Source organism: Hafnia alvei (genome assembly GCF_034424155.1).
Classification (GTDB): Bacteria; Pseudomonadota; Gammaproteobacteria; order Enterobacterales; family Enterobacteriaceae; genus Hafnia; species Hafnia alvei.
In genome coordinates this window covers 1,529,307-1,541,977 of record NZ_CP139992.1, presented here as the reverse complement: position 1 = coordinate 1,541,977, position 12,671 = coordinate 1,529,307, and the positions used below count along the sequence as shown (strand labels likewise).

Here is a 12,671-nt window from a genome sequence, read left to right as displayed (position 1 = left end):
TGGCTCCCGGCATTGGTTGCGACAACGATGCTAACGACGCTTGTCCACTCACCTTATCTGCATGCCGAAGAATCACCAGCATGGAAGCAGATAGCGTTAACTGACAATACGGTGCTTTCCTTCGACGGTTCGCTGCGTGAACGCTACGAATGGAGCGATCAACGCGATCTGGCCGCCCATGGCGGAGGGCGAGATAGTACCTTTATGCAGCGTTTTCTGCTGGGTTCTAAACTCGACTATGGCCGTTATTTGTCAACTTATGTTCAGCTTGGTTCATCGATCGCCACGCCGCGCGATCAGGGACGCAAGCCAACGGATGACGATCACGCCTACGTAGGGCAAGGATACATCGATTTAAAATTACCTATCGACGCGGGTCTCGGCACGCTGCGGGTGGGACGGCAAGAGATCCCACTTGGCTCACTGCATTTGATGGGAACGCGCGACGGAGCAAACGTGCGCCGCTCCTTCGATGCCGTTCGCGCCAGTTGGGCTACGCCCAAAAATCGCGTAGATGCATTTATTGGTCATCCGGTGAACATCAAAAAAGGCAGTTTTGATGATAACACCGACAATAGCCAAAAAATCTGGGGGCTATATGCCACGACGCCGGTAGCCCCACTCGCCTCTTCTATCGATCTCTACACCTTTGGCTTCGAAAGCAACGATTCTACCTACACGCAGGGCAGCGGCAGTGAACGCCGCTATACCGTTGGCAGCCGCATTTTCGGCAGTTCGGCGGGATTTGATTGGGATAATGAGGCCGCGTATCAATTTGGTGAGTTTTCACCCAATGGCGCATCACGCACTATTCGGGCGTGGTCCGCATCAGTGCATGCGGGCTATACCGCGTCTACATGGATATGGCGACCACGTTTCGGCGGCAAAATGGGGATAGCGAGCGGCGACAAAAACCCGCACGACGGCGAACTGAATACCTTCAATGCCATGTATCCTAAATTGCCTTATCTGACCGAGAACGGTCTAGTGGCACCGGCCAACCTGATAGACATTCACCCGTCTGTCACGTTAACGCCAACGGATACCCTCTCCATTGATCTTAGCTGGGATGCAATGTGGCGGCAGCAAAAGCAGGACGGATTTTACCTCAGCCCAATGAAACCCATTAAAAACAGCATTCAAGGCAGCCGCTTTATTGGCAATCAATATCAGATTTCAACCCAATGGACACCAGAAAAATGGCTGCAGTTTAAATTCGCCTATGCCTATTTCGACGTTGGTCATAGCTTAGAAAAACATGCCAATTTAAAAGATATGAATTTCATAATGACATCTGCGACGCTGAGTTTTTAAGCCGTGGTTGATCCTGAGTCCTAAGCCCCCATCTATACTTATGTAGCCTAAAAAATAACCGGAGGTGAATATGGCCAGTGGTTGGGCAAATGATGGGGCAGTTCAGGATCAAATTGACGCGACGGTTGATGACGCCGTTGCACGTGCACGTAGCCAGCTGAGCCACGGCGAAAGTGCGCATTTTTGTGAAGAATGTGGCGTCGAGATCCCTGAAGCGCGACGCAAAGCGCTGCCCGGAGTACAACTTTGCGTTAACTGTCAGGCAGAAATCGACAAAAAGCAGCAGGCCGCCAGCGGATACAATCGTCGAGGCAGTAAAGATAGTCAGTTGAGGTAGGCAATCTACCTCAACCCACTCACGCCGTTATGCCAAATAAGATTGGGTCAGTGCCACCCAGTATGCTGCGCCCACGCTCAGATTGCGGTCGTCAAAATCGTACTGTGGGTGATGCAGCATCGGCGAATCACCGTTGCCAATAATGCAATAACAGCCGGGCTTATGCTTGAGCATAAACGCAAAATCCTCGCTGCCCATAAACGTGTTAGGCATATCAACAACCTTCTCGCTGCCAAGTAGCTCAACCGCCACCTGCTTGGCAAACGCGGTTTCATGCGGCGTATTCATCAACACCACGCCCGCCACCGCGCTTTCTATGGACGCCGTCACGCCATAACATATAGCCTGCGCTTCAGTAATGGTTCGAATCCGTTGCAGCACATTTTTGCGCACGTTTTCATCGGTGGAGCGGATGCTTAACCTCAACACCGCCTCCTGCGGGATCACGTTGCCAGCATCACCGGCCTGAAAAGCCCCCACGCTAACCACGGCTTGATCCTGCGCCGCAACATTTCGCGAAACAATCGTTTGTAATGCCATCACCAATGATGCACCGGCCACGATCGGGTCAATGCTTTTTTCAGGCGTTGAGCCATGGCTACCTTTGCCGGTCAGTGTGATCGTTAAGCTATCCACAGCGGCCATCGTCGCGCCCTCTTTGAACGCCATATGCCCTTGTGGGTAACCAGGCATATTATGCATACCGTATACAGCATCGACGGGGAATCGCGTAAACAACCCATCGTCAATCATCGCCTGTGCGCCACGCATATCCTCTTCCGATGGCTGAAAAATCAAACGAACGGTGCCATTGAAGTTTGCGCTATCGCTTGCTAACCATTGCGCCGCGCCCAGCAACATGGACGTATGACCGTCATGACCACAGGCATGCATCTTTCCTGAACAGCCACTCTGGTATTTCACGCCGCTGGCTTCATGAATCGGCAACGCATCCATATCGGCGCGCAGGCCGATGGATTTTGTCCCCGTTCCTTTAGTTAAACTTGCCACAATGCCGGTTCCGCCGATGCCCGTGGCAACGTCATAGCCCCATTCATTGAGCAATTCAGCCACTTTGCTAGAGGTATTCGTTTCGTGAAAGCCTAACTCTGGGTTGGCATGAAATTCGTGGCGGATACTTTCCAACTGAGCCTGTGAGCGTTGTAGCTGGGAAATGAGTGTTGCGGAGTCAAAATTCTTCATCAATTCAACCTTTGAGGATTTCAAACAGCCAATGTCGTGACCTACCGCTCAAATGACATTCGTAAACAATTCAAGAGATTCAGTTTAATCATAGCGGTATCTATAACGCTCAATGTACCTGCAGAACGCAGTTCTCTGTTAACGAAATGTGTTAATGAATGAAAACAGCGCTCAACACCGCGCCCTATTGAATAAAAACGATAAAAAAGCTGCCAATTTTGCTACTTCTTTATAGGTAATCAGCCTAAAAGTTTTCTATACTTAGCGGGATTTCGAATCCTATAGCATTGAAAAAACATCAATTCATTCGATTCAGAAATAATATGGCAAGAAAACTATATTAATAATTATATGGAATAAACTATGAGCAATCGATATCAGACTCCCGGCAAGCGCCGGAGCAGAGCCTGGCTATGGCTTTTATTGTTGGGGATCCTCATTGGCGCAGCCCTGCTGGCAGGAACCGCCACCGTTATGCATAAAACCAGTGACACGGAATTCTGTATTTCATGTCACTCCATGGAACAACCTCTCGCCGAATATCAGGGCAGTATTCACTTCCAGAACACCAAAGGTATCCGCGCTGAATGCGCCGACTGCCACGTTCCACACCAGCCTATCGATTATCTGCTAACCAAAGTTGCCGCATTGAAAGACGTGTATGGCGAAGTGACAGGTAAAATTGATACGCCTGAAAAATATGAGGCGCATAAACTCGCCATGGCGCAAAGCGTGTGGGATACGTTAAAGAAAAACGACTCCGCAACCTGCCGCTCGTGCCACAGCTACGACGCGATGGACGTTATCGCGCAGAAACCAGAAGCCCGTCAGCAGCATCCGGTAGCTATCAAAAATGGTGAAACCTGTATCGATTGCCACAAAGGTGTTGCGCATATCCTGCCAGACATGAGTGGATTAGCCGCCGCCGGTGCCAGCGAATTGGCCAGCGCCGCAGCGAAAACGCCAGACAGTGCCACAACGCTGTACACCATCGCGACCGAACCGTTCTATCTCAGCGCCGATGAAACCCAGCACAACGCGGGTAACCTGATGCCATCCACTGAAGTAAAAGTGGTGAAACGTCAAGGCGATCGCGTATTGGCTGACGTTGCCGGTTGGCAGCAAGACGGCGTGACGGAAGTGTTCTATGCCGCACAAGGCAAGCGCATCCTCAGCGTATTAGTGGGCGAAGATGCTCGCAAACAGCTGAAAACCCTCAGCACGGTTAAAGACGCCGAAACTGGGCTGGTTTGGCATCAGGTTTCATTGCAGGTTTGGTTGCCGAAAAAACAGCTGGTTGATGACCAACAAAAAATTTGGCATTACGCCTCTGACATGATGTCTGCCAACTGTACCGGTTGCCATGGTTTGACGGCGCTTGACCGCTTCAACGCCAACCAGTGGATCGGTGTGGTTAAAGGTATGGCTCCACGTACTTCTCTGACGCAGGAACAGCTGCGCGTTCTGACCCAATACGTTCAGAAACACGCCAGTGATATGCCTGCCAATCAGTCGAACAAGATTTAAGGAGCCATAACAATGAAAAAAAATCTGAACTCCCACGTTGAAAACGTTAACGATTTCGAACAAAAACCGCTTCAAGTCAGCCGCCGTCGCTTTCTGACCGGCGCAGGTGCCGTATTGAGCGTGCCATTGCTGGCAGGTTTATGGCCTAAGTCAGCCTTAGCACAGGCCATCAGCCAAGCGTTGCCACAGTTTACGGCACTGCGTCAGGCACAGACGGGCATACTCACCGCCGCACACTGGGGCGCTTTCGAAGCCATCGTGAAAGACGGCAAAATGGTGGATGTTAAGGCCATTAGTGACGATCCGTACCCGAATGAGCTCATTACCATGGCGCCTTATCAGGTACACGCGGAAAACCGTATTAAGTACCCGATGGTACGTAAAGGCTGGTTAGAAGGTGGCCCTGCCAATAGCCATCCAGAGCTGCGCGGCCGTGACGAGTGGGTACGCGTAAGTTGGGATAAAGCCCTAACGCTGGTGAGCGATCAAATCGCACGCCTGCAAAAAGAGCATGGCCCACAATCTATTTATGCGGGTTCATATGGTTGGCAGAGCTTAGGCAAACTGCATAACAGCCGCACCCTGCTCAACCGACTCATGAACCTGAGCGGTGGTTTTCTGGGGTATTCCGGCGACTATTCAACCGGCGCTGCACAGGTAATCATGTCTCACGTGGTTGGTTCCATGGAGGTTTACGAACAACAAACCGCATGGCCAAACGTCATTGAAAATAGTCAGTTAGTGATCCTATGGGGATGTAACCCAATGGTCACGCTAAGAAACAGCTGGAACGTACCCGATCACGTCGGCCAAACTGGCTTTGAGGCGCTGAAGAAAAAAGGCACGCGGATCATCAGCATCGATCCAGTACATAACGACAGCGCAAAATTCGTAAATGCTCAGTGGATTGCACCGCGCCCGTATACCGACAGCGCCATGCTGATTGGTATTGCGCACACGTTGCTGACTGAAAAACTGCATAACCCTGATTTCCTGAAAACCTATACCGTGGGCTTTGATAAGTTCGAAGCTTATCTTATGGGTCAGGACGATGGCATCGTCAAAGACGCAAACTGGGCCGCTGAGATTAGCGGCGTTGATGCCGACGTACTTCGTCAGCTAGCGCGTGATATGGCGAAGAATCGCACCATGATTATGGGCGGTTGGGGCATTCAACGTCAGCATCACGGCGAACAGCAACACTGGATGCTGGTAACCGTTGCCGCGATGTTAGGCCAAATTGGTCTGCCGGGCGGTGGATTTGGCTTTAGCTACCACTACTCATCCGGCGGTAGCCCAACCGCTAAAGGTGGTATTCTGTCCGGTATTTCTGCAGGAACTCCACCAGCAAATACGCCCGCACCGATCCCCGTTGCTCGTATAGCCGAATGCTTAATGAATCCAGGTAAAACCATTAATTTTAATGGAACCCAAGTCACTTATCCTGACGTGAAAATGGTTTATGTGGCTGGCGGTAATACTTTCCACCAGCAACAGGATACCAATATCCTCGTCAAAGCGTTCCAAAAGCCAGAAACCATTGTGGTCAACGAACCATACTGGACGGCAACAGCCAAACATGCGGATATCGTATTCCCTGCAACGACCAGCTATGAGCGTAACGATCTGGAAATGGGCGGCGACTACTCGCAGCTGTATGTCTTTCCAATGCATCAATGCGTGCCGCCGCAAAATGAGTCACGTAATGACTTTGATATTTTTGCGGGTCTTGCTGAAAAACTAGGCGTACATGATGCCTTTACCGAAGGTAAAGATGAAACCCAGTGGCTGAAAAGCATGTATGACGATATGAAAACCCAGGCTCGCGCAGCGCGTGTGGCATTACCGCCATTCGATATGTTCTGGGAGTCAAACAACTATGTTCGCTTCCCTGTGCCAGAAGAAAATAAACAATGGGTACGCTTCGCTGACTATCGCGAAAATCCACTGTTAAATCCATTGGGTACACCGTCCGGTAAAATTGAAATCTACTCTGACGCCATTGAGAAAATGGGCTATGAAGATTGCAAAGGTATTCCAACGTGGATGCCGCCGCATGAGTGGTATAAAGGGCCAGAAGCCGCAAAATATCCTCTGTCTCTGAATACCGCGCATCCGATCAACCGTCTGCACTCTCAGCTAGACAATACGCCGCTGCGTAAAAAATATGCCGTCGCCGATCGTGAGGCCATTCTAATTCATCCTGCTGACGCAAAAGCTCGCAGCATCAGCAACGGTGACCTAGTACGTGCCTTTAACGATCGCGGCCAGATCTTGGTGGGCGCAGTCGTCACTGAAGATGTACGTCAGGGCGTGATTCGTATCAGTGAAGGGGCATGGTTTGATCCGGCCGATCCTGCAACACCAGGATCGCTGTGTAAAAACGGCAACGTGAACTGCCTGACGTTTGATATTGGCTCATCCAGCTTGGCGCAGGGTAACTGTGGCCAAATGGCGCAGGTTGAGATCGAAAAATATCAGGGCCCTGCACTCACGAACACCGCCCATGCGGTTCCAACTGGCGCATAGCTTCTAACTCTTAACTTTAGCCATATCACCAACGGGGCTTCGGCCCCGTTTTTTATCTAATCATTGTCTTCAACCAAGAGTCATTGAACAAAGCTAATCAAATAACTCCGCATGGCTTCCCACACGGTATAGCCTTAGCTCGGTTTCGGTTCGCTGATAGATTAATAAAAGATCGGGCATTCCATGGCATTCAAGATAGCCAATATAATTCCCGACCAACTTATGCTCTCGATATCTTTCCGGCAACGGCTCGCCTTTCTGTAGCAAAGCAACAGTTTGCAGGATCACTCTCTGAGCGAATAAGTTACCCATAAAGCGTTTAGCATCTTTTTTAAAACGATGCTGATAAACAATCATTAACATGATGAGCAATCCTTGCATCATGATTTCTCAACTCGCTACCAGCCGAGATCTACCTTTAATTCATCAATATCGCTGGCCCGATTCACACCGATACCGGCTTCCAGATCGCGGATCGCCTTCAGCGTTTTTGCATTAGGCTTAAGCAATTCCGCTGGTACTTCGCCCGTCACGGCTATCTGATTAACTAATAACCGGATGATCGTTGAAAGATCGGTTCCTAACGCGCTGGCATTCTCCATGGCGGCCACTTTAACCGCAGGGGAAACTCGGGCTCTTACCACATCACTTTTGGTCATAACTTCGCTCCATGAACTGAGTGTTTTATAACCACAAATGTAGCTACATCGTAGCCACAAAACAAGTGAATTCATCGTTCTTTCTCCGTATTTATACTTCCCGCCATTATTGCGTTTTACGGATAAAAGTCAGAACCAAGGAAAAATAGTGGAATGCTCTTCGCAAACTATTTTCAGCCTGCTATCCATTTATTATTGTGCATAATCTATTCCCTATCTTTTGTATGACTTTCTTACATTCGAGAGGCTGAAACAGCTTTTCATTTTTAACATTCGAGCGTAACATGCCCGCCCTGAAGTTCTCCGTTTACCTCTGACTGATCCCTGATAAACCTATGCGCATGTATTCGACCGCACTCCGCCGTCTGCCCGATTTAACCTCCACCTCATTCTTGATTGTGGCTTTTTTGACCGGTATTGCAGGTGCATTACAAACACCAACGCTCAGCCTGTTTCTCTCCACCGAAGTGGTTAAAAGCCCGTTCATGGTTGGGTTGTTTTATACCGGCAGCGCGGTGATTGGGATCATCGTTAGTCAGTTTCTCGCCGCTCGCTCAGACCGCTCAGGCGATCGCAAAAAGCTGATTTTATTGTGCTGCATTCTTGGCGCTGCGGGCTGTCTACTGTTTGCCTATAACCGTAACTATTATTTATTGCTCGTCGTCGGCGTCATGCTCACCAGTTTTGGTTCCACCGCCAACCCACAGATGTTTGCTCTGGCTCGTGAATACGCAGATAAAACCGGTAAAGAAGCGGTGATGTTCAGCTCAATTTTGCGTGCGCAAGTCTCTCTGGCGTGGGTGATTGGGCCACCAATTTCATTCGCGCTAGCGCTCGGTTTTGGCTTTCCGTTTATGTATATGGCGGCGATGGCGACGTTTTTAGTCTGCGGTTTGATTGTGTGGTACACACTGCCTTCGATGCCAAAAACAGTGGTACGCACCACAGAAGTGCTGGATGCGCCCCGTCGCAATCGTCGCGACACGCTGTTGCTCTTTGCTGCCTGCACGTTGATGTGGACCTGCAACAGCATGTATCTCATCAATATGCCGTTGTACATCATTCATGAACTGCATTTACCGGATAAACTGGCTGGCGTGATGATGGGCACCGCCGCAGGCCTAGAAATTCCAACCATGCTCATCGCGGGCTATTACGCTAAGCGCTTAGGTAAACGCTTTTTGATGATGGTTGCACTCGCCGCAGGCTTGGCTTTTTATGCTGGCCTATTATTCTTAACCGCACCGTGGGCACTGCTGGCGCTACAGCTCCTCAACGCCGTTTTTATCGGTATTTTGGCCGGAATCGGCATGCTGTATTTTCAGGATTTAATGCCCGGTCAGGCAGGTTCAGCCACCACCTTATTTACCACTGCGGGGCGTACCGGCTGGATATTTGCAGGTTCTGTGGCTGGTTTTATTGCAGAATTCTGGAACTACTACGCCGTGTTTTTTGTTTCGCTGGTTTTGTTGATTGCGGGCGTGGCTTGCATGTGGAAAATCAAAGAAGCGTAATCTCTACGGTTGATAGGAATACGATCTATAGGAACAAAAACGCTGGAAATAAGATCCCAGCGTTTCGGTGCATTACTGCGTTATCTACACAATGGCTTTGATCATATCCATCAGGTGTTTGATATCTTCTGGCCGTGTCTCACCACTTTGTGGATCGATAATCGAGGTATAGACGTGTGGCATCACTCGTTTCATGCCAGCCTGCAAACAGGTTTGTAAAATAACCCCAAAGTTGTCTAAATCGATGCCGCCCGTCGGTTCTATCAGCGTCATACCGTTACGCGCCGCGCTTTCCGCCAAGACTTTTAGCTCAGCTAAGCTACGCTCCCCGCCCATAGGGAAAAACTTCGCCGCGTGCGCGCCCATATCCAACATCATATTCACCGCGCTATCGCAGGAAACAATGGCTTTGTCCCCCTTGGCACTGCGCTCGCCGGTTGAAATTTGTACCTGCCCGATGTTTCCCGTTGGGCTCACTAGCGCATTGATATGCGTATGCGACTGCCCAGCCTGAGCCAGCGCACCGGCGGCGAAGCCACATCCGGTGAAAGTTTGGTTAACATGTGCAGCACCGGTAGCGGCGGCAATCATCGCGGCTTTATAAAACTGAGCAGGATCGCCCGCCCCCAGCCCTACTGAAATCGAAGGCACCTGCAGCTGCCAGCGTTTAACTTCTTCAATGCCCTGCGCCACATTGTCGAACTGTGCCGACAACACGCCAATCACCGCATGGCCTTCGGCAGCGTCATACACCGCTCGCGCATTTTCAATATTTTTGGCCAGCACGTTGATGGCTACGCGCCCTTGGTAAAAATTAATGCTTTGCATAATGCTTTTCCTGTTCACCGGCGATCTGTGCCAGTCTTTCAACGATCGTGGTTAAATCATGGTGATCTAATGTGCGGGGATCGATACTGAAAACACCCTGATGCAGGAAGTATCGACGCGTGTAGATAGCGATGTCACCGGTTCGTAGCATCGCTTCAACCTGCCGCGCATCTATGCCCAAAATATCAGGGTGAACGCGTACCTGAACACGCCAAATCTCGCGTCCCGCTTCGTCTTGCTCAATCTCGGCGCTAAATCCGCGCAGTGCCGAGATCGCCTCGACCGTGGGGGTTAGTTTTTCTGGCGTCATATTGGCGATACCTTCGCCATAAAGCTCCAGCGCTTTCACCAAACCGACCATGTTTTCTTTGCCAATTTTCATTGCTCGCGCAATTCCGTGATGCTGAGCTTTGCAGCAGCGGATCCACTCACGCCCGCCCGTGATAAAGCCTGACGTTGGTGCATTGAACGCTTTGGCTCCGCTGTAAATCACCATATCGGCACCACGGGCAACGTATTGGCGTAAATCTTCTTCGGCGGCGGCGTCAACAATGAGTGGCAGTTGGAACTGTTTAGCGACCGCCACAAAATCCTCAAGCGTGAGCATGCCTTTTTGTACGCTGTGGTGAGATTTCACAAACAGCAGCGCCGCCGTGCGTTCGCTAACCGCTTTCTCAAGCTGCCAGCGCGCAGCCAAGTTACTCTGCCCCACTTCAACAATGCGCCCGCCACCCAAACGAATGGCGCTGGTGATTGGCGCGCCATAATCAATGTTATGACCGCGCAGGATGAGAATTTCGTTGGCCATACCGGCGCTGTCCGGCATCATCGCTACGCGGTCTGGTTCACCGCGCGTGATAACCGCCGCCACCGCAATGGCAATCCCCGCCGACGCGCAAGAGGTTATATAGCTATCCTGCGCACCGGTGTGCGTTGACACCAACTCGCCGGTGCGATCGACCAACGCATCAATTTCCACAAACGCCCCTGCGGCCTCAGCCGTTGCGGCCATTACTTCAGGTGATACCGCTGAAACGCCCAGAATAGTCATTTTCCCGCAGGCGTTAATCACACGTTTTAGCCCTAGGCGTTGGTAAATATTTTGATTCATTGCAACTCTCCTTACAGCACACCAAGCAGCGAACACACCACGCTAATCACCACCACCGAAAGCAAAATCGTGGTATAACGCGGGCCTTTTTTGGTGAGATAGAAGTAGATAGAGAACACCGCGGCCAGCGGCAAAAGCCCAGGCGCAATGGAATCTAAAATCTGCTGTACGACAATTTCCGATCCTTCAAGCGCGCTGATTTTAAGCGGTGAGGTTATCTTGACGTAGCTTGCCGATAGCGCGCCCATCATGATTAACCCCAGCACATTGGCACCATAAATCAGCTCTTTAATTCGCCCGCCTTGCAACAAGGTGATGATGGAATCGCGCCCAAGGGTATAGCCTTTGTGTACCAGCCCGTAGCTGACCGCCAGCGTAATACCGGTGTAAAGCACCAGTGGCAGGATCCCGCCGAATGCGCTGCCTTTGGCTGCAAATGGAATAAAGATAGCGATGAGCAAAGGCATTACCGCCGCCCAAATTACCGAGTCACCGATACCTGCCAGTGGCCCCATCAATCCCGTTTTGATCCCGGTGATCGATGCATCTGAAATGGGTTCACCGCGCGTCTTCTGTTCTTCCATGGCGATAGCAACGCCTTGGATCACCGCACCAAACGTTTGTTCAGTGTTGAAGAAGTTCAAATGGCGCTTTAACGCTTCGGCTCTCTCTTCTTTTTCGGGATAAAGTTTTTTGATAATCGGCGTCATCGAGGCGCAGAAGATCAGGCTTTGCAGACGTTCATAGGAGCTGGAAACCTCAGCACCCAGCCAATAAATAAACCACGCTTTGGTGATATCGCCTTTGGTGAGCGCCGAACTCTGGCGGGCACGCTCGACTAATTCGTGCTGCATGATATCTGGGGTTGATTCACTCATGATGATGCTCCTTCATTCTTTGCCAAACCTTTCACCAAAAACGCCACGCAGGTGCCGAAAATAGCCATCGCCATGATGTCGACTTTGAGATAAAGCACCGCGAAGAAACCACCGATAAACCAAGGCAGCAGGCTTTTCTTACCAATCACCATAATGGTGATGGCAAAACCGAGCGCGGGAAGGATGCCGCCCATAATTTCAAAGGAGTGCGTTAACCAATGCGGCATCAAGGCAAGGAACTTCTCGACCACGCTCTGACCGAAATAGTTGGCACCGAATACCACCGGGAAACGCAGAACCAACCCCAGCAACGCCGGATATAAAAAGGCGCAACGCATAATGCCGCCGGTATTGGCCTCTTCGGCGTATTTGTCCGCCATATGCACCCACGCCGCATTCAGCGTACGGCGAAGCTGGTCGACGAAGACGCCGATCACGCCAAACGGAATCGCCAGCGCGATAGCTAAGTTAGGCTCCATATGGGCCTGAACGGCAATGGGGATCGCAATGCAGGCTGCAAGAGCCGGATCGGAAGGCACATTACCGCCCGGCGTTGATGTCACGCCGAGATAAACCAACTGCATGCCCGCCCCAATAATCATTGAGGTTTGCATATCGCCCAAAATCACCCCAACGAACACGGCAATAACAATCGGCTGAACCAGCATGCCTGAAAAGGTGTACCCAAGACGTAAACGGGCAAACCAGTAATACAGCCCCATGCTGATAGCAATAAACAAGGTATCCATAGTGATTTCCTCTGGTCAAAAT

At 50.8% G+C, this 12,671-nt stretch carries 12 protein-coding genes; 5 read left to right on the top strand and 7 right to left on the bottom strand.

The genetic code is table 11. The features are described from left to right. The first annotated feature begins 27 nt into the window (after positions 1-27). Together U0008_RS07240 and U0008_RS07235 are read left to right on the top strand one after the other, a co-directional pair. Complete coding sequence (locus tag U0008_RS07240; protein ID WP_096388727.1) at positions 28-1,314, top strand: alginate export family protein; 1,287 nt, start codon at positions 28-30, stop codon at positions 1,312-1,314. Between the two features lie 70 nt (positions 1,315-1,384). Continuing rightward, positions 1,385-1,651, top strand: a complete 267-nt coding sequence (locus tag U0008_RS07235; protein WP_025800862.1) for a DksA/TraR family C4-type zinc finger protein — start codon at positions 1,385-1,387, stop codon at positions 1,649-1,651. A 27-nt stretch (positions 1,652-1,678) separates the two neighbouring features. Here U0008_RS07235 and U0008_RS07230 read toward each other — a convergent pair whose 3' ends face one another. Beyond that, on the bottom strand, positions 1,679-2,854 hold the full coding sequence (locus U0008_RS07230) for a M20 aminoacylase family protein (RefSeq protein WP_043492151.1): 1,176 nt from the start codon (positions 2,852-2,854) through the stop codon (positions 1,679-1,681). A 363-nt stretch (positions 2,855-3,217) separates the two neighbouring features. On the opposite strand from U0008_RS07230, the gene U0008_RS07225 reads away from it, so the two are divergent. Then, a complete protein-coding gene (locus tag U0008_RS07225) occupies positions 3,218-4,381 on the top strand; it encodes a NapC/NirT family cytochrome c (RefSeq protein ID WP_043492148.1) in 1,164 nt (387 codons plus the stop codon). Positions 4,382-4,393: 12 nt separating this feature from the next. After that, a complete protein-coding gene (torA, locus tag U0008_RS07220; RefSeq protein ID WP_043492146.1) occupies positions 4,394-6,910 on the top strand; it encodes a trimethylamine-N-oxide reductase TorA in 2,517 nt (838 codons plus the stop codon). 93 nt (positions 6,911-7,003) lie between these two features. On the opposite strand, the gene U0008_RS07215 is transcribed toward torA, so the two are convergent. Both U0008_RS07215 and U0008_RS07210 read right to left on the bottom strand, forming a co-directional pair. Continuing rightward, positions 7,004-7,273 (bottom strand): type II toxin-antitoxin system RelE/ParE family toxin, encoded by a 270-nt coding sequence (locus U0008_RS07215; RefSeq protein WP_043492143.1) that lies wholly within the window; start codon positions 7,271-7,273, stop codon positions 7,004-7,006. A 35-nt stretch (positions 7,274-7,308) separates the two neighbouring features. Next, positions 7,309-7,569, bottom strand: coding sequence for a type II toxin-antitoxin system RelB/DinJ family antitoxin (locus tag U0008_RS07210; RefSeq protein ID WP_043492140.1), 261 nt, complete (start codon positions 7,567-7,569; stop codon positions 7,309-7,311). A 335-nt stretch (positions 7,570-7,904) separates the two neighbouring features. Between U0008_RS07210 and U0008_RS07205 the strand changes: the two genes are divergently transcribed. Further along, a complete protein-coding gene (locus tag U0008_RS07205) occupies positions 7,905-9,083 on the top strand; it encodes a sugar efflux transporter (protein WP_043492138.1) in 1,179 nt (392 codons plus the stop codon). 84 nt (positions 9,084-9,167) lie between these two features. Here U0008_RS07205 and dagF read toward each other — a convergent pair whose 3' ends face one another. Genes dagF through U0008_RS07185 form a run of 4 tightly spaced genes read right to left on the bottom strand, consistent with a single transcriptional unit; the run spans position 9,168 to position 12,649 of the window. Beyond that, the gene (gene dagF, locus U0008_RS07200) at positions 9,168-9,911 is read right to left on the bottom strand and encodes a 2-dehydro-3-deoxy-phosphogluconate aldolase (RefSeq protein ID WP_043492136.1); all 744 of its coding nucleotides are present in this window, start codon (positions 9,909-9,911) and stop codon (positions 9,168-9,170) included. Then, positions 9,898-11,022 carry a D-glucosaminate-6-phosphate ammonia lyase gene (gene dgaE / locus U0008_RS07195; protein WP_043492132.1) on the bottom strand — a complete coding sequence of 375 codons (1,125 nt, stop codon included), beginning with the start codon at positions 11,020-11,022 and terminating at the stop codon, positions 9,898-9,900. Before dgaE ends, dagF begins: the two co-directional genes overlap by 14 nt. An 11-nt stretch (positions 11,023-11,033) precedes the next feature. After that, positions 11,034-11,900 carry a PTS system mannose/fructose/sorbose family transporter subunit IID gene (locus U0008_RS07190; RefSeq protein ID WP_025800854.1) on the bottom strand — a complete coding sequence of 289 codons (867 nt, stop codon included), beginning with the start codon at positions 11,898-11,900 and terminating at the stop codon, positions 11,034-11,036. After that, the gene (locus U0008_RS07185) at positions 11,897-12,649 is read right to left on the bottom strand and encodes a PTS mannose/fructose/sorbose/N-acetylgalactosamine transporter subunit IIC (RefSeq protein ID WP_043492129.1); all 753 of its coding nucleotides are present in this window, start codon (positions 12,647-12,649) and stop codon (positions 11,897-11,899) included. The genes U0008_RS07190 and U0008_RS07185 overlap by 4 nt, the downstream gene beginning before the upstream one ends. Positions 12,650-12,671 lie beyond the last annotated feature (22 nt).